19 protein-coding genes are annotated in these 21,804 nt (G+C 63.1%); 14 read left to right on the forward strand and 5 right to left on the reverse strand.

Translation table 11 applies throughout. The features are described from left to right. The first annotated feature begins 251 nt into the window (after positions 1-251). From ACYVNQ_RS20000 to ACYVNQ_RS20020, 5 genes are all read left to right on the forward strand, one after another. Positions 252-1,247 carry a LacI family DNA-binding transcriptional regulator gene (locus ACYVNQ_RS20000; RefSeq protein WP_460904299.1) on the forward strand — a complete coding sequence of 332 codons (996 nt, stop codon included), beginning with the start codon at positions 252-254 and terminating at the stop codon, positions 1,245-1,247. A 211-nt stretch (positions 1,248-1,458) separates the two neighbouring features. Next, the gene (locus ACYVNQ_RS20005; RefSeq protein ID WP_460904300.1) at positions 1,459-2,580 is read left to right on the forward strand and encodes an ABC transporter substrate-binding protein; all 1,122 of its coding nucleotides are present in this window, start codon (positions 1,459-1,461) and stop codon (positions 2,578-2,580) included. 77 nt (positions 2,581-2,657) lie between these two features. Then, positions 2,658-3,500 (forward strand): ABC transporter permease, encoded by an 843-nt coding sequence (locus tag ACYVNQ_RS20010; protein ID WP_460904301.1) that lies wholly within the window; start codon positions 2,658-2,660, stop codon positions 3,498-3,500. Further along, positions 3,497-4,336 (forward strand): ABC transporter permease, encoded by an 840-nt coding sequence (locus ACYVNQ_RS20015; protein WP_460904302.1) that lies wholly within the window; start codon positions 3,497-3,499, stop codon positions 4,334-4,336. The genes ACYVNQ_RS20010 and ACYVNQ_RS20015 overlap by 4 nt, the downstream gene beginning before the upstream one ends. 27 nt (positions 4,337-4,363) lie before the next feature. Beyond that, positions 4,364-5,467 carry a pyridoxal-phosphate-dependent aminotransferase family protein gene (locus ACYVNQ_RS20020; protein WP_460904303.1) on the forward strand — a complete coding sequence of 368 codons (1,104 nt, stop codon included), beginning with the start codon at positions 4,364-4,366 and terminating at the stop codon, positions 5,465-5,467. Between the two features lie 39 nt (positions 5,468-5,506). On the opposite strand, the gene ACYVNQ_RS20025 is transcribed toward ACYVNQ_RS20020, so the two are convergent. Both ACYVNQ_RS20025 and ACYVNQ_RS20030 read right to left on the reverse strand, forming a co-directional pair. Next, entirely contained in the window at positions 5,507-5,962 is a 456-nt protein-coding gene (locus ACYVNQ_RS20025) for a carboxymuconolactone decarboxylase family protein (RefSeq protein WP_460904304.1), read from the reverse strand. A gap of 25 nt (positions 5,963-5,987) precedes the next feature. Beyond that, the gene (locus ACYVNQ_RS20030; protein ID WP_460904305.1) at positions 5,988-6,404 is read right to left on the reverse strand and encodes a cupin domain-containing protein; all 417 of its coding nucleotides are present in this window, start codon (positions 6,402-6,404) and stop codon (positions 5,988-5,990) included. 94 nt (positions 6,405-6,498) lie between these two features. Between ACYVNQ_RS20030 and pdxR the strand changes: the two genes are divergently transcribed. The 4 genes from pdxR to ACYVNQ_RS20050 all read left to right on the forward strand — a co-directional run bounded on the left by pdxR (position 6,499) and on the right by ACYVNQ_RS20050 (position 12,172). Further along, a complete protein-coding gene (pdxR, locus tag ACYVNQ_RS20035; RefSeq protein WP_460904306.1) occupies positions 6,499-7,905 on the forward strand; it encodes a MocR-like pyridoxine biosynthesis transcription factor PdxR in 1,407 nt (468 codons plus the stop codon). Between the two features lie 262 nt (positions 7,906-8,167). Beyond that, positions 8,168-8,623 carry a (2Fe-2S)-binding protein gene (locus tag ACYVNQ_RS20040; protein ID WP_460904307.1) on the forward strand — a complete coding sequence of 152 codons (456 nt, stop codon included), beginning with the start codon at positions 8,168-8,170 and terminating at the stop codon, positions 8,621-8,623. Positions 8,624-8,625: 2 nt separating this feature from the next. After that, the gene (locus ACYVNQ_RS20045) at positions 8,626-10,863 is read left to right on the forward strand and encodes a xanthine dehydrogenase family protein molybdopterin-binding subunit (protein WP_460904308.1); all 2,238 of its coding nucleotides are present in this window, start codon (positions 8,626-8,628) and stop codon (positions 10,861-10,863) included. Between the two features lie 13 nt (positions 10,864-10,876). Beyond that, positions 10,877-12,172 (forward strand): c-type cytochrome, encoded by a 1,296-nt coding sequence (locus ACYVNQ_RS20050; RefSeq protein WP_460904309.1) that lies wholly within the window; start codon positions 10,877-10,879, stop codon positions 12,170-12,172. Here the strand turns inward: ACYVNQ_RS20050 and ACYVNQ_RS20055 are convergent. After that, positions 12,169-13,074 carry a LysR family transcriptional regulator gene (locus ACYVNQ_RS20055; RefSeq protein ID WP_460904310.1) on the reverse strand — a complete coding sequence of 302 codons (906 nt, stop codon included), beginning with the start codon at positions 13,072-13,074 and terminating at the stop codon, positions 12,169-12,171. The two genes, ACYVNQ_RS20050 and ACYVNQ_RS20055, sit on opposite strands and share 4 nt — an antisense overlap. 235 nt (positions 13,075-13,309) lie before the next feature. Here ACYVNQ_RS20055 and ACYVNQ_RS20060 point away from each other — a divergent pair, with 235 nt between their 5' ends. Then, positions 13,310-14,038: a type 1 glutamine amidotransferase domain-containing protein gene (locus ACYVNQ_RS20060; protein ID WP_460904311.1), complete on the forward strand. Its 729-nt coding sequence runs from the start codon at positions 13,310-13,312 to the stop codon at positions 14,036-14,038. Here ACYVNQ_RS20060 and ACYVNQ_RS20065 read toward each other — a convergent pair whose 3' ends face one another. Further along, positions 14,039-15,139, reverse strand: coding sequence for a LacI family DNA-binding transcriptional regulator (locus tag ACYVNQ_RS20065; protein WP_460904312.1), 1,101 nt, complete (start codon positions 15,137-15,139; stop codon positions 14,039-14,041). 336 nt (positions 15,140-15,475) lie between these two features. Here ACYVNQ_RS20065 and ACYVNQ_RS20070 point away from each other — a divergent pair, with 336 nt between their 5' ends. The 4 genes from ACYVNQ_RS20070 to ACYVNQ_RS20085 all read left to right on the forward strand — a co-directional run bounded on the left by ACYVNQ_RS20070 (position 15,476) and on the right by ACYVNQ_RS20085 (position 20,271). Then, positions 15,476-16,822 carry an MFS transporter gene (locus tag ACYVNQ_RS20070; protein ID WP_460904313.1) on the forward strand — a complete coding sequence of 449 codons (1,347 nt, stop codon included), beginning with the start codon at positions 15,476-15,478 and terminating at the stop codon, positions 16,820-16,822. Between the two features lie 82 nt (positions 16,823-16,904). Continuing rightward, positions 16,905-17,894: a D-2-hydroxyacid dehydrogenase family protein gene (locus tag ACYVNQ_RS20075; protein WP_460904314.1), complete on the forward strand. Its 990-nt coding sequence runs from the start codon at positions 16,905-16,907 to the stop codon at positions 17,892-17,894. A gap of 17 nt (positions 17,895-17,911) precedes the next feature. Further along, positions 17,912-19,237: an MFS transporter gene (locus ACYVNQ_RS20080; protein ID WP_460904315.1), complete on the forward strand. Its 1,326-nt coding sequence runs from the start codon at positions 17,912-17,914 to the stop codon at positions 19,235-19,237. Further along, on the forward strand, positions 19,234-20,271 hold the full coding sequence (locus ACYVNQ_RS20085; RefSeq protein ID WP_460904316.1) for an amidohydrolase family protein: 1,038 nt from the start codon (positions 19,234-19,236) through the stop codon (positions 20,269-20,271). Before ACYVNQ_RS20080 ends, ACYVNQ_RS20085 begins: the two co-directional genes overlap by 4 nt. A gap of 140 nt (positions 20,272-20,411) precedes the next feature. Here the strand turns inward: ACYVNQ_RS20085 and ACYVNQ_RS20090 are convergent, their stop codons facing one another. Next, positions 20,412-21,527, reverse strand: a complete 1,116-nt coding sequence (locus tag ACYVNQ_RS20090) for an alpha/beta fold hydrolase (RefSeq protein ID WP_460904317.1) — start codon at positions 21,525-21,527, stop codon at positions 20,412-20,414. Positions 21,528-21,804: the final 277 nt, after the last annotated feature.

Raw genomic sequence — 21,804 nt, forward strand, 5'->3', positions numbered from 1 at the left:
CTGTTGAAGATGGAAGACTGGATGGGCGCCTTGCAGATCAGAAGACGCGTGCAACATTGGCCGCAAATTTAGCGCAAACTCTTTATGCAAAAAGTCTGCAAATGCTAGACACTTTCCCTGGATTCACCTGAAAGCCCTATTGAATAAGGCTCGCAGGAGGCGCATCGTGCGCTTTTATCCGAAGCCGAGTCATGCAAAAAAATGCAAATGGGGCGGGCCGCAAGCGCTCAACGAAAGTGAGGCTGGAGGATGTGGCCGACCGGCTGGGTATTTCGGTATCCACGGTTTCGCGTTCATTGGCCGGTCATCCGGCCATCAGTGCCGAGACGCGCGGCGCCGTGCAGGCGGTCGCCGCAGAGCTCGGTTACCGGATACCCACCCAGGGGCGTCGCGCCAAAAAGCCGTCGACCAAACTGATCGGCGTCGTAGTCGGTGCGCTTCACAACCGCTTCATGACGCTGTTGCTGACGCATCTGCACGATGCGCTTCAGGAACTCGGCTATCAGATCACGCTCGTGATCGATTCGATGAACGATTCACAGAATCTGCTGGCATTCCGGCCTCTGATCGATGGCTATCTGGATGGGCTGATATTCGCCACGGCAACGCTCGATTCGCCGGTGGTTGCCGAGATGCAACGGCGCGGCATTCCATTGGTGCTGGTTGTCCGATCCGTCGATGACGTCAAGGCCGATACCGTAGAGATCGATAACGTTCATGCAGGCGCCGTGGCGGCCGAGCATCTGTATCAGTTGGGCCACCGAAGAATCGGGCTCGTGATGGGGCCACGCAACACGTCGACGAGCCGGGACCGCGCACAGGGCGTGTTGAGCTGGTTCAACGCGGCAGGGTTGGCCACGGATGCGATATCCGTCGTGTGCTGCGACTACACCACCGAAGCAGGGTATTCGAGCGCGGTTTCGATGCTTAGTGAGCCGACGCGAGTGACGGCGATCGTCGCGGGAAACGACACCATTGCGCTCGGCGTGCTGGAGGCGGCCAAGCGCCTGGGCATCCAGGTGCCTGAGCAGCTCTCGATCATCGGCTTCGACGATATGCCCTTGGCGGGTTCGCCGCTGGTGGCGCTTACGTCGATTCGTCAACCGGTCGAATCGATGGCGAGGACCGCCGCGCGGCGTCTCGTCGAGCGCATTCGCGTGGGGGGAATGGGGGCGCCGGTCCACGATGTACTGCCCATTCAACTGGTGCGGCGTGAAACGACCGGGCCTGCTGGGGGGTCGGATTGAGTAAGTGGCGGCTTTTCTGCATCACCCGGAGACCAGCACGAATGCGTAGTGGCTGGAATCGGAAGCTCCGACTCTCTGCGCGAAGTGTTTGGTCCGTTGTTCGCGCGCGGCCCACATAGAGGCTCATGTGCATGCGAAGATTTATTGCAACAGCACGCGATTTCCATCGCATGCGGCAATTCCTGTGCATATGCAAGTCGAGAGTCAGTCCATGTCAAAAGTAACAGCGGATTTGAGCCACGCCGGCGTCGCGCGGCGCCGACGCGCGATGTTGCGGTGGCTCGGTGCAGTGCCCGCGCTGCCGATGCTGAGCGCTCTATCGCCATTCGCCGCGACTCGCGCGCAGGCGGCACTCAGCAACCAGTTGAACATCTACAGCTGGCCCGACTACTTTTCCGCGGACGATCTGCGCGCGTATGCACAGCACAGCGGTGTGACGCCGTCGATCGCCACGTTCAATTCGAACGAGACGCTGTTTGCGAAGCTGAATAGTCCGGCAGGCGCAGGCTTCGACATCGTGATTCCATCATCGAGCTGGATTGCGCAATTCGCGCAGCACGGGCTGCTGCAGGAGCTCGACCACCAGCGGCTCAATCTCACCGCACTCGATCCGAAACTACTGAACCGCGAATACGACCCCGGCAACCGTTATTCGGTGCCGAAGGACTGGGGGCTGCTCGGTGTGCTCTACGATCCGCAGGTCACCGGCGAAATCGTCACGTGGGAAGACTTTTTCAAGGCCGGTGAAAAGCCCGGCGTGTCGGGGCGCGTGCGCCTGTCGGTGTCGGGCTGGGAGACGATCGGCCCGGAATTGTGGCTGCAGGGCAAGGACTGGAACAAGGCGAGCGCCGCGCAAATCCGTGCGGCGGCCGAGCCGGTCAAGCGCTTTGCAAAGCACGTCAAGACCTTCGCGACACTCGAACCGGACGCGGTGGCGCAAGGCTCGATCGTGCTCGCGCAAACGCATCAGGCGGCAGCGCGTGCTGCGATCGCGTTGAATCCGCGTCTCAAGTGGACTGTGCCGCTGCCGCTCAGCGAACTGTGGGTCGACAACTATGCGATCGTCAGGCGCGCGCCGGACGTCGAGCGCGCATACGACTTTCTCGCGTATCAGTTGCGCCCCGACGTGCAGGTCGCGGAAACGCGTTACCTCGGTTTTCCTGCGGCGCTGGCGGGTTTGCGCGACCGGCTCGGCCCGGATGTGCACGATGCCGATCTGATCTTCGGCGGCAAGGGGCTCGACTTCAGCAAGCTGACATCGTTCGTCGTCAATCCGGAGACGATCGGCGTCTATCTGCAGATGCAGACGGAAATCCGCGCCGCGGCGGGCTGACCGCGATGGATGCGCCACCGGAACTGCGGCAAGGTAGCAACGCACTGCGCGGGGTGCCACATACCACGGCGCCTGCGTTGGTAGAGCCAGCCGATCACTGGCTCGCCGCATTGCCGGCGTGCTGGCTCACGGTATTTTTTCTGGTGCCGCTCGGCTTCACGGTGGTGTTTTCATTCGGTCACGCGAGCTTTGGCAGCGTGCAACCGGGCTTCACGCTCGACAACTACGTGAGCGCGCTAAGCGGGTTCTACGGCGCGGCGTTTCTCAGAACCGTGCAGTTTGCCGTGACAGCTGCGCTGCTGTGTGTGGCCGTTGCGTATCCAGCCGCGTATTTCATCGCTTTCCATGTGCGTCGACGCCGTCTGCTCGCGCTGCTGCTGATCCTGGTGCCGTACTTTTCGAGTTTTCTGATTCGCGTGATGTCGTTGCGCATGGTGCTGGCACGGCACGGCTTCGCGGAATATGTGCTCGACGCGCTTCATCTGCATACGGGCGCCCTCGATGTGCTCGATACGCCTGTGGCCGTGTTCATCGGCATGGTGTACGCGTACCTGCCGATCGCGATCGTGCCGCTCGCCGTCGTGCTCGAGCGCATTCCACGCGATCTGCTCGACGCCAGCGAGGACCTCGGCGCCACGCACTGGCGCCGATTCACCGCGGTGATCCTGCCGTTGAGCCGGCCCGGCATCGCCACCGCGCTGCTGCTGACCGCGGTGCCGATGCTCGGCGAAATGGTGATACCCACGTTGCTCGGCGGTGGTCGCGGCGTGCTGATGGGGCAGGCGATTTCCGCGCAATATCTCGACGCGCAGAACTATGCGCTCGGTTCGGCGATGGCGGTGGCCGTGCTATTGGCGGTCGCGCTGCTGGTGGCCGCGTTGGCGCGCGTCACCGGCGGCTTCGCGGAACCCGGGCGATGAACGCACGGCCGGCCGCTGCAAGCGGCGTGCGTAGCGCGGCTTTTGGCCTGGGCATATGGTACGGCGCGGTCGTGCTCTTTCTGTTCCTGCCGATTGCCGCAGGCATCGTCTATTCGTTCAACCACGGTATCGACAACAAGCAAACGGCCACCTTCACCGGCTGGACACTGCAGTGGTACGCGGCCGCGTGGCACGATCAGTCGCTGCTCGGCGGCGTTACTACGAGTATCGTCGTCGCGGCATGGTGCGCGCTGTTATCGGTCGCGCTTGGCACAGCGCTCGGTTTCGTCGTCGTGCGGCATCCGGCGCGGCGCGTGCGCGTTGCGTTGACATGGCTGATGTATCTGCTGCTGATCGTGCCCGAATCGGTGATCGGCATTTCGCTGCTACTGTTCTATGCGGTGGTGGGTATCGCGCTCGACATGGCGACGCTGATCGCCGGCATCACGCCCTTGACGACCGCGGTCGTCGCGCTAGTTGTGCGAGCCCGTGTACTGACGCTCGATCGCAGCCTCGAGGAAGCGGCCGCTGATCTCGGCAGCACGCGTGTGCGTACGCTGCTCTTTATCGTGCTGCCACAACTGGCGCCGGCCGTTGCGGCGGGGGCTGTGATGGCCTATACGTTCGGCTTCGACAATCTGGTGGTGTCCGCCTTTCTGACGACGCCGCAGACCGGCACGCTGCCGGTGTATCTGTACGGCAGCTTGCAATACGGGCCATCACCGGCGGTGTATGCGGCTGCGTCGGCGGTGTTCGTGCTGGGCCTGTTGATGTTGATCGTCGCGACGCTGCTGTACCGCGCTGCGCACCGTTCGGCACAGCGTGCCGCAGACTAGCTTCAATCTGAACGAAGGAACATGCCGATGCCACATTTAGACCCACGCGTGCTGCTCGACCCGCCGCGTTATCCGGCCGACCGTTTCGCACCGCTGGCCGACCGCTTAAGACAATTGCTGGCGACAGCCGCCGACGTCGTGTTCGTTCAGGCCGAAGCGATCGTCGCGCTGGAGGCGGTGGCGCTGAGCATTGCACGGCCCGGCGTGAACGCGCTCAACCTCGTCACGAGCCCCTACGGTGCATGGTTCGGCAACTGGCTGCGGCGCGGCGGCGCGAGCGTGCATGAGCATCGTGCGCAGCCGGGGCAACCCGTGGATCTTGCCGCGCTGAGCGCACACATCGACGCATTGCCCGCGCTCGACGTGCTCGCCTGTGTGCATGCCGAGTCGTCGAACGGTGCGTTGAATCCGCTCGCACAGATCGCTGCGCTTGCGCGTTCGCGCGGCGCGCTGTGCGTGGTCGACGCGGTCGCTTCAGTCGGAGGACATCGGCTCGAGCTCGACACGCTCGGCATCGACATCGCCGTGATCGGCGCGCAAAAGGCGCTAGCGGGACCCGCGGGGGTATCGGCGGTAGCGGTCAGCCAGCGCGCCTGGGCGCATATCGGGCAGACGCCGGATTTCGCGCCATCGACGCTGTCGCTTGCCGAGTTGCAGCGCAACTGGCTCGAACGCGGCCGCGGCGCGCTGCCGGGCATGCCGGCACCGCTCGAATTCTGGGCGCTGGAAGCGGCGCTGGACCGGCTCGACGCCGAGGGGCTCGACGCTGCGCTTGCGCGCCATGCATGCGCGTCACGCGCAAGCCGCGCGGGATTGCGAGCGCTTGGCATCACGCCATGGATCGTGCGCGACGATGCGGCGTCGGCACTGGTGACCGCGGCGCCGGTGCCGGACGGTGTCGACGCGGCGCAATTGATCGCGGATGCGGCGCGTCGAGGCGTCGAACTTGCACCTGGTTTCGGCGACGTCGCAGCGCGTATCGTGCGGCTCGATCATACCGGCGTGCGTGCTGCGTTCGACGTGGTGCAGGCCAACGTGGCCGCATATGGTGCTGCGCTGGCTGCGCAGCAGGTGAAGGTCAATCTCGACGCCGCGGCCCATGCGATCGCGGCGGTGTATGCCGGCCACTGAGCAACGCGCTGTCGCATCACACTTGCCGCTCGCCCGATCTCACTGCTCCAGCGCGGCCTGAGGCGTATTCCTGAAGCTGATGGCCATACGGTTATAGCTGTTCATCAGGCTGATTGCGATCGTCAGATCTACCAGTTCCCGCTCATCGAACGCAACACGGACTGCTTCGTAGGCCTCGTCGGGTACGCCGGTCTGCGCGACGCGAGTGACCGATTCGGCCCACGCAAGCGCGGCACGTTCGCGTTCGTCGAACACCTTGCCGGCTTCCGCCCATGCCTGCACCAGCGCCAGCTTGTCGAGCTTCACGCCTTTCTTCAAAAGATCGCGCGTGTGCATGTCGAGGCAGTAAGCGCAATTGTTGATCTGCGACACGCGCAGATAGACCAGATCGACGAGAACCGGTGAAAGGCTGCTCTGCATCACGTAACCGTACACACCGCCCAGGGCTTTGGCGCCCGCAGGCGCAATCTGGTTGTAGTCGAGACGCTTGCTCATGGCTTGACTCCTTGAAACGCCTGATTCATTTGAGCGGTGTGGTCAGCGCATGGTCATCGGTATCCACCACGAACACCGCAAGCAGTTTCGCGGGCTGGGTCTTGCTCGCATTGCGGCTCACACGGTGCACGGCGCCCGGCTCCTCGAAGAAACTTTCCCCGGCGTGATAGACCCGCTTGGGGCCATCGTTCACTTGCGACTCGATGGCGCCCGCGACAACGTAGGCATAGATAAAAGCCGACTTCGCATGCTCGTGGGCCGGCGACGTTCCGCCGGGCGCATAGTCGACCACCACGGCGGTCAACGACTTGCCGGGAAGGTTGGGGATGACATGCTGGAAGTTGGGGGTGACTGTCTCGCCATTTCCATGCGCGATGGCAGGCATCGACAGGGTGAAAGCAACGGCTGCGCAGGCAGCACCGAGGGCAGATCGAATCTTCATGAGGTCGTTTCTCCTTGGAGTGCTTGTATTGTGGCTCTGCGCTGGGCCACAATAAAAGCACCAGAAACGAACATTTTTTATGTACCAGAGAACCATGACCGAGCCGCTGCAAATACAACTCGACCGGTCAGCCAAGACGCCACTGGCCGAGCAGATCCGCAAGGCAATCGGCACCGCCATCGAGAGCGGGGTGCTGACGCCGGGAGCGCGTCTACCGTCATGGCTGGATCTTGCCGCCCAACTCGGCGTGGCGCGAGGTACGGTGCGCCTGGCATACGATCGGCTGGTCGACGCGCAGCTCATCGTCGCTTCCCGGGCGGCCGGAACCCGGGTGGCGGATCGGCCACCCGCTGTCGTGCAGGCTGAAGAGCGGCCCGATCCGGGTTCATTCATGGAGATGTACGGAGAACTCACCGCCGGCCCGGCCATTTTCCAGATGGGCGTGCCCGCACAGGGAACACTGCCTGCCAGACTTTTCACCAAGGTTCGTTCATTCGCGTTGCGCGCGGAATCCAGCGCCTCGGTCGTTTATCCGGATCCTCGCGGCGAGCTGGAACTCAGGCGCGAGATAGCCGCGTATCTGGCCATTGCGCGCGGCATCTCGTGCTCACCTTCGCAGATCGTCATCACCAGCGGGTTTAGCGGCGGCCTCGGACTGGCGTTACGCGTGCTGGGCCTCGAGGGCGGAAAGGCCTGGGTGGAGAACCCAGGCTTTCCGTTCACGCGGCACGGGTTGGAACTCGCGAATATGTCGCTTTCGCCGATCCCCGTCGATGCAGAAGGGATCGATATCGATTACGGCCTCCAGCACGAGCCGAATCCCGATCTGGTGGTCCTCACGCCAGGGCAGCAGGCGCCGCTCGGTCCCACGCTCACGCTCGCGAGGCGTCTGCGGCTGCTCGAATGGGCTGCGAAAGAAGGCGTCTGGATTGTCGAAGACGACTACCTGAGCGAACTGCAACTGACGGCGCGTGCCGCGCCGGCACTCGCGTCGCTCGATCGCGGCCAGCGCGTGATTCATATCGGGTCGTTCAGCAAAACGATCAGCCCTGCATTGCGACTGGGGTTTGTGGTTGCCCCTTTTGCGCAGGTTGCGCGCTTCGCAGAAGTGGCAACGTGCCTCGCTCCCGCACCTTGGCTGTCGGTGCAACGCGCGGCAGCGCAATTCATGTCCGACGGACACTACATGCGCCATCTTCGCCGTATGAAGCGCCTCTATACCGCTCAGCGCGACGCGTTGCTCGAATGCCTCGGGCAGCGTGCTTTCGAGACCATGACCGCGGGTCTCGCCGTACTCGTGCGATTGCCTGACGGCGTTCCGGACATCGCCATCGCGAGGGAGATGCTGGCGTTCGGATTAGGTCCTGCAGCGCTGTCGCCGTGGTATACGTCGCCGGCCTCGGCGAGATCCGGACTCCTGTTGGGCATTGCAACTTCACCGGAGAGAAACCTCGCCCGACACTGCGACCGTCTCCATGAGGTAATAAGACGCTACGTATGAAGCAGCAGCATGGCTGCGGCAGTGCCCGATCTGGGCGGTACTTCCGTTCGCGCATTACAAACTGAAACTCGCCGCGCTCATCTGCGGCCCCTCCATAAAAACCTCCGCTGCCTTTCCAGCAAAGCCTGAGCGCATACGGCGGCCGCGGCTCCCACATTAATTTTCTTCGTTATTCTGCTAGAGTACCTTTCATCCGTTAGTAGCCGAGCTAGTTTGCGGCGCGCATCGATTAAAAATCCTCCAACTCAATGCCCCCACTACGATGACGACACTAGACGTGAATGGCCAGCAACACACCGTCGACGCCCCTGCGGACATGCCCTTGCTGTGGGCGCTCCGCGATCTGGTCGGTCTGACGGGCACCAAATTCGGCTGTGGTATCGCGCAGTGCGGTGCGTGCACCGTGCACCTCGATGGTGTCGCGGTGCGCTCGTGCGTGCTGCCGGTCGCGGCAGTCGGCACGCGCAAGATCACGACGATCGAAGGCGTCGGCGCGACACCGGCCGGCAAAAAAGTGCAAAACGCATGGCGCGCGATCGACGTTGTGCAGTGCGGCTACTGCCAGTCGGGCCAGGTGATGTCGGCAGCAGCACTGATTGCCAGCAACCCTGCACCGACCGATGCCGATATCGATGCCGCGATGGCGGGCAACATCTGCCGCTGCGGCACCTATAACCGCATCCGCGCTGCCGTCAAGCAAGCCGCGAAGGAGGCATGACCATGCCTCGCGGACTGCTCGATGCGCACAACGAAGTGCGGGACGGCGCTGGACTGTCGCGCCGCGGATTCCTGAAGATAGCCGCGACGGTCGGCGTAGCCGCCGGCGGCGGTCTGCTGTTCGGCTTCAGCGTGCCGGCACGCAGCCAGGGCGAGGCACGCCCATCGGTGATCGGCGGCGACGGCGTCGAGACGCCGCAAGACGGCGTATTTGCGCCGAATGCGTTTATCCAGATCGATCGCACCGGCAAGGTCACGCTGATCATCCCGAAGGTCGAGATGGGGCAGGGGGTGTATACGTCGATTCCGATGCTGCTCGCCGAAGAGCTCGAAGTGCCGCTGGCAAGCGTCACGCTCGATCACGCGCCGCCGAACGAAAAGCTCTTTATGGACCCGCTGCTGGGCGGCCAGTTGACCGGCGGCTCGACGTCGATCCGCTACGCATGGGAGCCGATGCGCAAGGCCGGCGCCAGCACGCGGATGCTGCTGGTGGCGGCTGCCGCGCAGCGCTGGCAGGTCGATCCGGCCAGCTGCACCGCGCAGGCGGGCCAGGTGCTGCACGCGCCGAGCGGCCGCAGCGTCGGTTATGGCGAGCTGGTCGAAGATGCCGCGAAACTGCCGCCGCCGCAGGACGTGAAGTTGAAAGACCCGAAAGACTTCAAGCTGATCGGCACCCGTGCAAAACGGCTCGATTCGCCGGAGAAAGTGGACGGCGTGGCGGTCTTCGGTCTCGACGTGCGCCTGCCCGACATGGTGTATGCGGCAATCTCGACCTGCCCGGTATTCGGCGGCACGCTCGCAAGCGTCGACGACACACACGCGAAAAAGATCCCCGGCGTGCAGCAGGTCATCAAGTTTGACAACGGTGTCGCGGTAATCGGCGCGCATACGTGGGCCGCGAAACGCGGGTTGCAGGCGCTGCAGATCGAGTGGAACGAAGGCGCGGGCGCCCAGGTTTCAATGGAAACGCTGATCACCGATCTCGCCAACGCGTCGCAACGCGACGGCGCCGTCGCGCGCAAGGACGGCGACGTCGGCAAGGCGTTCGGCGACGCGAAGACGCGCATCGATGCGGTCTACCAGCAACCGTTCCTTGCACACGCAACCATGGAACCGGTTAACTGCACGTTGCATGTGCGGCCCGACGGCTGCGACGTGTGGATCGGCTCGCAGGTGCCGACGCGCGTGGTGGATGCGGCCGCGAAAGTCACCGGCCTGCCGCCCGAGAAAATCGTCGTGCACAACCATCTGCTCGGCGGCGGCTTCGGCAGGCGGCTCGAGATCGATATGGTGACCCAGGCGACCAAGGTCGCCAAACAGCTGAACGTGCCGGTCAAAGTAGTGTGGACGCGCGAAGAAGACATCCAGCACGACATGTACCGGCCGTACTACTACGACCGCATTTCCGCCGGCCTCGATGCAAACGGCAAGCCGGTCGCGTGGCAGCACCGCATCGTCGGTTCGTCGATCCTGTCGCGCTTCGCGCCGCCGGCCGTCAAGAACGGTGTCGACCCCGACGCGGTCGAAGTGTCCGCCGATCTGCCGTACGACCTGCCCAACCAGCTGGTCGATTACGTACGCCAGGAACCGCGCGACGTGCCCACCGCATTCTGGCGCGGGGTAGGCCCGACGCGCGCGGCGTTCGTCGTCGAAAGCTTTGTCGATGAGCTCGCCACGCAGGCCAAGGTGGATCCGGTCAAGTATCGTCAGGACCTGCTCGGCAAATCGCCGCGCGCGCTGAACGTGCTGAACGTGGCCACCCAGGCGGCCAAATGGCAGCCGGGTGCGCAGCAGCCGGGTAACGGCAAGGGCCGCGGCGTATCGGTGCTCAATGCGTTCGGCAGCTACTTCGCGATGGTGGTCGACGTCACCGTGACCAACGGCGAAGTGCGGGTCGACCACATCACCTGCGCGGTCGATTGCGGCGTGGCGGTGAATCCGGACACGATCGAGGCGCAAATCCAGGGCGGCGCGATTTTCGGCGTAACTGCGGCGCTGTACAGCCAGATCACGATTCGCAACGGGCGCGTCGAACAGAGCAACTTCACCGATTACCGGATCTTGCGCATCAACGAAACGCCGGATATCGACGTGCATATCGTGCAGAGCAGCGAGGCGCCGGGCGGCATCGGCGAACCGGGTACGTCGGCGTTGCAGCCGGCGCTTGCGAATGCGATCTTCGCGGCCACCGGCAAGCGGCTGCGTAGCCTGCCGGTCGGCGATCAGCTAAAAAGCGCGTAAGCGGAGGCTAGCGATGAACAGCACACTGAAGGGTTTCGGTGCGTCGCTTGGCGCCGCGCTTATGTTGGGCCTGGCGTCCACAGCAAGCCACGCACAAACCACGGGCGCCGCCGATCAGGCACTGGTGGCACGAGGCGAGTATCTGGCAAGAGCCGGCGATTGCGTGGCGTGCCACACGGCGCCACGCGGCAAGCCGTTCGCCGGCGGCCTGCCGATGACCACGCCGATGGGCCGCATCTACACCACCAACATCACGCCCGACGCGGACACCGGCATCGGCCGGTATTCGCAGCAGGAGTTCAATCGCGCGGTGCGCGAGGGCGTGGCGAAGGACGGCCACAACCTGTATCCGGCGATGCCGTATCCGTCGTATGCGAAAGTCAACGATGCCGACATGCAGGCGCTTTACGCGTACTTCCTGCATGGCGTCGCGCCGGTCAGGCAGGCCGACCGCCCGTCCGATATCAAGTGGCCGATGAACATGCGCTGGCCGCTCGCGCTGTGGAACATCGTGTTTCTCGACAAGGCCGTGTACCAGGATAAAACGGGCAAGGACGTCGCGTGGAACCGCGGCGCCTATCTGATCCAGGGCCTCGGCCACTGCGGCTCGTGCCACACGCCGCGCGGCATCGCGTTCCAGGAGAAGGCGCTCGACGAAAGCGGCAGCGCGTTTCTGGCCGGCAGCCCGCTCGACGGCTGGTTTGCATCGAACCTGACCAGCGAGCATAACGTCGGTCTTGGGCGCTGGAGCGCGGCAGAAGTCGCGGGCTTCCTGAAAACCGGCGCGAACCAGCATGCGTCGGCGTTCGGCTCGATGACGGACGTGATCAACAACAGCACGCACACGTTGACCGATACCGACATCGGCGCGATGGCCGCGTACCTGAAGTCGCTACCTGCGCAGGGCGGCAATGGCGCGCCACCGTATTCGTATGAACCGCAGAAGACCAAGGTGTCGTTGGGCCGCCCCGCCAACGATGCTGGCGCACGCGTTTATACGACTTACTGCATGCAGTGTCACGGTGTGGATGGGCGCGGCTTTGCGCCGCTGCTCGCGCCGCTGGCCGGCAATCCGAACGTACTGGAGAACGATCCGTCGTCACTGATCAACGTCACGCTGAACGGTACGAAAGATCTCGTGATTCAAGGCGTGCCCGCACCGTATCCGATGCCGAAGTACAGGGACGTGCTGAGCGATCGCGACGTCGCGGACGTCCTCACCTTCGTGCGCCAGGGTTGGAACAACGGGGGCAAACCGGTGAGCGCCGAAGCGGTTGCGAAAAGCCGCGTCAGCACCCGGGCGGACTAGGCCGCAGGCTGCTCGCAATCCGACAGGATTTCGCACAGCGCGTCGAACAGCAGGCGGATGCGCGTCGGCACCGGTGTCCGATGAGGCCGGTACACGTACGTCGTGGTGGGCGCGGGGCGCAGGTGATCGAGCAGCGGGATTACCCGCCCATCGCGTATCAACGGCGCGGTCAGATGGCCTGGCAGTTGTCCGATACCGATGCCGGCCACGACGGCCTCGCATTCCGTTTCAGGATCGTCGGTGACGAACACGGGGCTCGCCGGCATCAACGAGTCGCCGTCGCTGAACGACCACGGCCAGGGGCGGCCGGTATTGCGGTCGATCAGGATCGTCAGCGGTGCCTGCATCAGCGCATCCTTGCTGGCGGGATGCCCGATACGCTCGAGCAGCCGCGGCGCAGCGACCATATACAGCGAAGCGGTCGATACCGGTCGCGCGACGAAACCGCTATCGCGCATCGGCCCGATCCGAACGCCGATGTCGATCTGCTCGTCGACCACATCCGCCAGCACTTCCGAGAGCCGTAGATCGACGCTGAGGCCCGGGTGCGCACTGAGCACCGGCGCCAGCCCACGCGTGATGAAGCGACGTCCGAGCACGCTAGGTGCGGCAATGCGCACGGTGCCGGTGAGATCGTCGCGCGTGCCGGCGGCTTCGACGGCAAAGATGTCCTCGACACCGGCGATCGCATCCGCGCTGCGCTGCGCGAGTTTCTCGCCGAACTGCGTCAGACGCACGCCGCGCGTGCTGCGATGAAACAGCGGCTCGCCGAGCCCTTCCTCGAGTTGCCGGATGACCCGCGTGATCACCTGTGGCGATACACCGAGCCGCACGGCGGCCTCGCGGAAATTCAGGCTTTCGGCGGCGACACAGAAAACACGTAAGGCTTCGAATCGATTCATGAGCTGCTCCGCGAGCGGGGTTCCGGCCGCAGGAATTGTGAAATCGCCTTGGGTTCATTTACTCGCACCGGCCGCAACGCGACACTGCGCTGCGTCAATCCGACAGTTCGCTCGCGTGCTGGCCTCGAACGCCGCCGAGTATCGCAGACAGCTGCATGTTTCGCATGCGCTGCGCGAGGCGCCCGATTTGTGTTCACCGGCCGCACCGGGTTTTTCTTCAAGGCGAAAAACCGATATGTATTCGATTTTGCTGGTTCTCAGCAGCGCCACCGCGTGGACGCAGAAAGATGGCGCGCAACGTCCGACGGGATTCTGGGCCGAGGAGTTCGTCGCGCCTTATGAAGCGTTTGCGTCGGCTGGGGTGCGGACCACGATCGTCACGCCGCAGGGCAAGCCTGCGGTCGTCGATGCGGTGAGCCTCACGCCGCAGGCAAACCACGGCGACGAAGCAAAAGTCAGCGAGCTGGCGGCGGCGCTCGAACGACACGCCGCTTTGCTTGCATCGCCGCGCCGCATCGACGATATCGACGTCGCCGATTTCGATGCCGTGTTCGTGCCTGGCGGCCATGGTCCGATGCAGGACCTTGCGGTCGACACGAACGTCGGCCAACTGTTGAGCCGCGCACTGGCGAATTCGCGGCAGGTCGTCGCGGCGGTGTGCCATGGGTCTTCGAGTTTCCTGGCCGCAGGCGACGCAGCGGGATGGGCGTTTCGCGGGCGCCGGATGACTGCTTTCACCAACGCGGAAGAAACCCAGGTGGGGCTTGCGGCTAACGCGCCCTGGTTGCTGGAGGACCGGCTTCGCGCAGCGGGTGCGAGCTTCGACGCGGGCGCGCCGTGGAGTTCGCATGTGGTGGTGGACGGCAACCTGGTGACGGGGCAAAACCCGGCTTCGGCAGCGGCGGCGGCGCAAGCCGTGCTCGATCTGCTGGCCGCGCGTGGCGAGCAGGGCGGCGGGCGCTGATCAGCCGCGCAGCGCAACCGCCCGGCGCGGCGCTGCGCAGGAACCTCTCATCACCAGTTCGGCATCGACGGTCAATCTTCGGCGCGGCAGCTTCGCGTCGTCGAGGCGTTCCATCAGAAAGCGTCCGGCCGCCTTGCCCAACTGGTCGTGATTCCATCGCACGACGGTGAATGCCGGTGTTGCCAGCAGCGCGAGATCGCTATCGGCGCCGGCAATGATCGACAGGTCGTTCGGGATCGCAAGGCCGCGTTCGCGCGTGGCCTGCAGCACGCCCGGCAGCAACGACGTGCCGCCCGCGACGATGGCTGTCGGCGGCTTCGCGAGTTCGAGCAGATGCCGCGTTTCGGTATAACCGGCGTCGCGCGCGAACGTGGCCTGACGAATCAGGTCCGGCTCGAGTGTCAGGCCACGCTCGCGGCACGCGTCGCCGAATCCTTTCAGGCGGCTTTGCGTCGGATGTACGCCGGGCTCGCCTGAAATCATCGCAATGCGGCGATGGCCGAGATCGGCGAGGTGATGTACCGCCTGCCGCGTGCCCGCCGCATGATTGACCGTCACCGAGTCGAGTTCGGCAGGCAATTCACGATCGAGCAACACGATCGGAAACGGCGCTTCCGCCAACATCGCGAGCAGCACCGGGTCTTCCTCCGACGACGTCGCGATCACCAGACCGTCGATACGCCGTTGCTGGAACCCACGCAGCAATTCCACTTCGCGCCGCGGATCGTGATAGCTCGAAGCGACCATCAGCGAGAAGCCGAATGCGTCGATCTCCTTTTGCATCGAGTCGACGAACATGCTCAGCACCGGCACCGTGAAGTCGCGCATCACGCACGCAAAGGTCATCGAGCGGTTGCTGCGCATGCTGCGCGCGACCATATCCGGCACGTATCCCAGTTCGGCGATCGCAGCCTTCACGCGCTTGCGCGTTTCCTCACGCACGTTCGGATGCGCGTTGATCACGCGCGACACGGTTCCCAGACTGACGTCCGCCAGCTGCGCCACTTCGCGGATCGAGGGCTTGCGCTCGTCGTCGAGCGACGCGACGTCGTCCGTTGCGGGCGTGCGCCGTGTCGTATTGCCTTTGGATTCGGTGCTCATTCGGTTGGCAAAAGTCCAGTGTCGCCCTGTGCCGGATCGCAGCAGTGACTGCGTTGTACGCGGCGTGTATCGAGGTGCGGTTGAAACGTTCCCAATTTTGCCGGGCGCGTCTGCTTTGTCAAGGATGGTGTTTGCTACAGCGCTAAAAAGCGCGCCGCGCCAGGGAACTCACTGCCTTGACAAAGCCGCTCATCAACCTATTATTGGAAACGTTTCATTTTGTGCCGCAGGCCTTGATTAAACACGCTTCTGCGTTGCCGCTTTAATTTGGAAACGTTTCAACCGTTGCACCAGATCGTATGCATTCGCCGACGAGCGACAACGAGGAGACATCCGTTGAGTCAGACCGTTCCTGAATCTGCCGTCAGTGCGGAAGAACGCGCGCTGTACTGGCGCGTCACGCTGCGCATCGTGCCCTTGCTGTTCGTCTGCTATGTGGTCGCGTTTCTCGATCGCATCAATGTCGGTTACGCGAAGCTGCAGATGCAGGACGCGCTCGGCTTCAGCGATGCCGTGTATGGACTCGGCGCAGGGATATTCTTCCTTTCGTATTGCCTGCTCGAAGTGCCGAGCGCGATGCTGCTCAAGCGCATGGGCGCGAAGAAGACCATCGCGCGCATCATGATCTGCTGGGGCATCGTCGGCACCTGCACGGCATTCGTCACGAACGTGACCGAGTTTTATATGCTGCGGCTGCTGCTCGGCGTGTTCGAAGCGGGGTTCTTTCCCGGTGTGATTTTCTATTTGAGCTCGTGGTTTCCGGAAACCCGGCGTGGCGTCATCATTGCCTGCTTCATGGTGGGCTTCCCGGTGGCCGGCGTGGTCGGCGGCCCGATGTCCGGGTGGGCGATGACGCAACTGGCGCACGTCGCGAACCTGGCGGGCTGGCAGTGGCTGTATATCGTCGAAGCGTTGCCGGCGATCGTGCTGGGCATCGTTACGCTGTGCTTTCTGGACGACAGCATCGACAAAGCCAAATGGCTGAGCGCCGCCGAAAAAGAGGTGTTGTACAACGGCTTTCGCGCCGAAACGCAACGCAAGGGCAACCTGAACGGCCACCGGTCGTTCGCGCAATCGCTAACGGACCCGAAGGTCTACATGCTCGCCTTTGTCGACTTCGCGTTTGTGTGCGGAACCTATTCGGTGACCTTCTGGCTGCCGACCGTCATGAAAACGTCGGGCATCTCCAATCTCGCCCAGCTCGGATGGTTGTCCGCCATTCCGTATGGGGCGGCGGCGATCGGCATGGTCGCGATCAGCCGCAGTTCGGCCCGCAGGCTCGAGCGGCGCTGGCATGCGGCCTGCGCCGGCGTGATTGGCGCGGCCGCGCTGGTGCTCGTTTCGCACCCGGGCAATCAGCCCTGGCTAACCGTTGCGCTGCTGACGGTGGCCGCAACCGGCATCGCGGCGACCAACGTGCTGGTCTGGTCGATCGCCACCGACTATCTGCATGGTTCGCCCGCCGCGGCCGGCACCATCGCGTTTATCAATTGCATTGGCTTGCTCAGCGGCTTTGTCAGCCCGTTCATCATCGGATGGCTGAAGACTTTGACGGGCACGCTGGTGAGCGGGCTCTATACGATGACAGCCCTGCTTCTGCTCGGCATCATCGTCATGCTGGTGGGACTCAAGCCGCGCGAAACCGCGGTGTCGAGGTCATCGGCGGAACAGGCATCGGCATGACGAACGGTGCTTGCGCGCACTTCTTTCGAACGCCCGGCCGGTGGTGCATCGCGCCAGCCGGCCTCAACAGAAAACAGAACTCATGCACAAGATTGCCATTCTCGACGACTACCAGAACACCTCGCTGAAGTTCGGCAACTGGGATGGTTTGCGCAAGCACGCGGACATTACGATCTTCAGCGATCACATCGATGACGAAGACGCATTGGTCGAACGTCTGTATCCGTACGACATTTTATGTGTGATGCGCGAGCGCACGTGGTTTCCGAAGAGCCTTCTGGCGAGACTCAAGAACCTGAAGATGCTTGCAAGCACCGGCCCGTGGAATGCCGCGATCGACATCGAGGCCACCGACGAACTGGGCATTACCGTGTGCGGCACCGCATCGTCGCTTACCGCGGCGGCGGAGCATGCATGGGCATTGATTCTCGCGGCCGCACGCCATATTCCACGCGAAGTCGAGTCGTTTCGAAACGGCGGCTGGCAGGTCGGGGTCGGCAGCGACCTGAACGGCAAGACGATCGGCTTGCTCGGCTTGGGTTACACCGGCAGCGTAACGGCACGGGTCGCGCAAGCGTTCGGCATGAGAACCATCGCGTGGAGCCAGAACATGACAGCTGAATCGGCCGCCAAACTGGGGGTTCAATACGTGTCGAAAGACGAACTGATGGCGGAAAGCGACATCCTGTCCATTCATGTGCGTTTGTCGGAACGTACCCGAGGCATCGTCGGCGCTCGCGAGCTGTCGCTGATGCAGCCGCATGCGCTGCTCGTGAACACCGCACGCGGACCGATCGTCGATGAAGACGCGCTGGTCGTCGCGCTGCGCCGGAAGCAGATTGCCGGCGCCGCGCTAGACGTATTCGGCATCGAGCCGCTGCCGTCCGATCACCCGTTCCGCACGCTGGACAACGTCATTGCGACGTCTCACGTCGGGTATGTGACGGAGGGCTCGTACGAGCTTTACTACGGGCAATCGGTGGAGAACATACGCGCGTGGATCGATGGCGCGCCGATTCGGGTTCTAACGGCCGAGTGCCGCGAGATCAGCTACCAGACCGTCACGTCCTGACGCTCGGGGGATACACATTGGAGACGACAAAACCCACGCGCTGGAAGGCGCGATACTGGGTCTATCTGATGCTGTTTCTGCTGGCCACCATCAACTATCTCGACCGGGTCGTGCTGTCGGTCGGCGCGGGGCCGCTGGCGGCCGAGCTACACGTAAGCAAGGTCGAGCTCGGTTATCTGTTCTCGTCGTTCCTGTGGGGCTATACGCTCTTTCTGCTGCCGATCGGTTTGCTGATCGACCGCTTCGGTTCACGTTACGTCACCGCGATCAGCATGACGGTCTGGTCGCTCGCGACCATGCTGACCGGCGCCGCTTCCAGTGCGACCGGCGTGCTCGTCACGCGCATCGTGATGGGTGCGGGCGAAGCGAGTTGCTATCCGTCGGCAGCGCGCATCATTCGCGACTGGGCACCGAGCCGGGAACGCGGCATCGCGATGACGGCGTTGAATTCCGGCGCTTACTTCGGGCCGGCGTTGGGCGCGCTCGCGTTGTCATGGCTGATTTCCAGTGCCGGCTGGCGCTGGTCCTTTGCGATCTGCGGTGCCGTCGGCTTTCTGTGGATCGCTGCATGGCTGTGTTTTTTCAATTCCCCCGAGAAAACCGGCTGGATCAGCCAGCTGGAACGGCGCACGATTCTGCGTGAACGCGAAACCGTTCAACAGACCGGCTCCGATACGGTTTCCATCGGGCTGGGTGGTCTGTTGCGTGAACGGACCATGTGGGCGCAGATGCTGACGCAAGGGTGCAACGTCTATACGCAGTACCTGTTTCTCACGTGGCTGCCGAACTATCTGCAAACCGAACGCGGTATGACCTTGCTGGGTAGCGGCACCGCGATGGCCGTTCCTTATCTGGGTTCGATCGTGATCTCGATGGCGCTCGGCTTTCTGAGCGATGCGACGCTCGATCCCGCCGGCATCGAACGAGGGCGGCGCCGCCGGCTGGTGGGGGCAGTGATGTGTGCCGGGGCGGTGATCGTGTTTATCCCGCTGATTTCCAACGTATGGGGCGTGCTTGGACTGATCACGGTGGCGCTCGGTGCGGCCTCAACCGGCATTGCGCTGAACGTGGCGCTGCTGGGAGACCTGTTGCGCACGCGTCGCGATCTCGGTCGCGCGGTTGCGCTGCAATTTATCGGCGGCAATGTGTGCGGCTTTTGTGCGCCTATCGTGACCGGCTATATCGTGCAGGCTACCGGGCACTTTGCGGCGGCGATTATCGCAGCCGGCATCATCTTTCTGGTGGGCGCGATGTCGACCTGGTTCCTCACGTGGAAGCCGATTGGCGCGCGTGCTACGGGTATGGTTTCTGAAACCGCAATGACGGGGAGGGAGATGTCGTGAGCCGGGATATTCCTGCAGCACCCCACATTCCGGTTCGTCCCGACTGGCTCGCGCTCTATGTGGAAGATGCGCTGGAGCCGGCGCTGCCGATCATCGACCCGCATCATCATCTGTGGCGGTTTCCGGAAAAGACGTATCGCAGCGCAGATCTTCTCGATGATCTGGCGTCGGGGCATAACGTCCGCGCGACCGTCTTTGTCGAGTGCCAGACGTGTTATCGCGTTAGCGGTCCTGCTGAGATGGCATCTGTTGGCGAGATTGAATTCGTGCTTGGCGAGATCGATGCCGCTCGTACAGCGGGATCGTCGACGCGGGTGGCCGCTGCGATGGTCGGGTATGCGGACTTGCTGCTCGGCGCACGCGTCACGCCTGTGCTGGAAGGGTTGATCTCATCGTCTGCGGGGCGGGTCGCGAGCATCCGAAACATCGGGGTATGGCATGCCGATCCGAGCGTACGCGCGTCGGTTGCTACGCCGCCACCGCACCTATTGATGAGCGCTTCTTTTCGTGAAGGGTTGAGCTGTCTTGCGCCCTTGGGGCTTGGCTTCGATGCATGGGTCATTCATACGCAGCTCGATGAGCTGGGCTCACTGGCCGCCGCTTTTCCGGACACTCGTATCGTGCTCAATCATGTTGGTGGACCGCTTGGCATCGGGCCGTACCGGGGCAAACGCGATGAAGTATTTCGCCAATGGCGTGCTTCCATGCAGGAACTGGCACGCTATCCGAATGTGCATGTCAAGCTCGGTGGCTTTGGCATGACACTGTTTGGTTTCGACTTTTATAAGCAACCGAATCCGCCTTCGTCGGTTGAAGTCGCAGGGGTCATCCAGCCTTATGTTGAAACTTGCGTGGAGGCGTTTGGCGCGCAGCGCTGCATGTTTGAAAGCAATTTTCCGGTGGACAAAGGAAATGTCGCTTATGGCGTGCTGTGGAATGCGTTCAAGCGCGTCGCCGCGCATGCATCTGCTACCGAGAAGGCGTGGCTGTTTCATGATGCGGCGGCGGGGTTTTATCGGATCGAGGGCGCCTGAGTGGGTTAAATCGGTATTGCCGTGCGCCAGCATGATCGCGTCGTTCGCGTGCAGCGGGCATCCCAGGCGTCGATGGATCTTCTTCGCAAGGCGGCAGGATGCGGAGCATTCCGCATCCCGTTACCACTGGTTTCTATTTCTTATTGCAGATGCCGTTCGTCGGCAAGCTTGGTCAGGAACGTGCCGATCTCGCGGTTCTGAAAATCGACCTCGGGTTGCGTAACACCCGCCGCCGAAAAATGCCCGGACGGCCAGCGCGGTTCGATCGATTCATACTGCGCGCCGTTGATGTAGCGCGCGGCCTCCAGCGCCTCGGGCTCCGGATTCAACAGATCGCCTACACCTGCCAGCACGAGCGTACGGGCTCGAATCGAACGAAGCGCTTCATGGTAGTCGCCATTGAAGCCCGGCGTCGTGCCCAGATCGTGCGCGTCATAAGCCCACGTTTGATAGACCCAATTGCGCGCGTCGAAATTTTTCCAGGCGTTGTCCTGGGTCGTGCGCAGCCATGCAGCCGGATCACCGCCGTCCTGCGGCAGCGTGTTCTTCATCAACTCAGGCGTGCGCGTGATCAACGCCAATGTGCCGGCCCACAAGCGCATGCCTTGCTCCGGCTCCTTGCGATAGTTGCCGTGGTCCCATGCCGGGTCGCTCATGATTTCCTGGCGCGTCAGTTCGAGCACGGTTTTGGTCCACGGCGGCGTGCGCCCAAGCGGCACGATCGGCACGAGTGCGTCCATCATCGTCGGGTGGCTGACGCCCCATTGCAACGTCTGCATGCCGCCCATCGACGCGCCGATCACCGCGAACAGATGGCTGACGCCGAACTTGTCCTTCACCAGCTTGTATTGCGATTCGACCATGTCGCGAATCAGGAAGTGGGGGAAGGCCATGCCCGGCTGCTTCGTGCTGTTGGACGGCGACGTGGTCAGGCCGTTGCCGATTGCATCGGTCGTGATGATGAAATAGCGGTTCGTATCGAGCGCTTTGCCCGGGCCGATCAGATAGTCGAGCCGGTGATGGTTGCCGCTGATTGCAGTGACCATCAGGATCGCATTGGACTTGTCGGCGTTCAGCGTGCCGTAGGTTTCGTATGAGATCGAGAAGTCTTTGATCGTCTGACCGCTTTCTAGCGGCAGATCGCCTTCGGCATAGGCGCCGGTCTGGCCGCCGGGGGCGGGCGGCATTTGTGCATGCGCGGTAACGGTGAAGCTGGCTGCTGCGAGAATTGTAAGCGCTATGCTGACGGAACGCATTCAGATGTCTCCATTGTTGTTTGCGTGATGTGATGTGGGGTGGAGATAAACGAAAGGCCGTGCGGGGACGGCCTCGTTATTCTCGCATTTGCCCGGAAATGTCGGCGGCAGAATCTCTTGCCGGGACGACGGATCATGCAAACCGGACGTCTCGATACGGGGGAGCGCGGATAGTGTTTTATAGTCTCAAGCGCTGTATTGCGATGAGTGGAGATACCGCACGGGTCGCATGCCATACGCTCGTCAAACCCGCACTCCCCGTTAAAACTGCCGCGTC

The sequence above is a fragment of the Paraburkholderia jirisanensis genome (assembly GCF_054782355.1).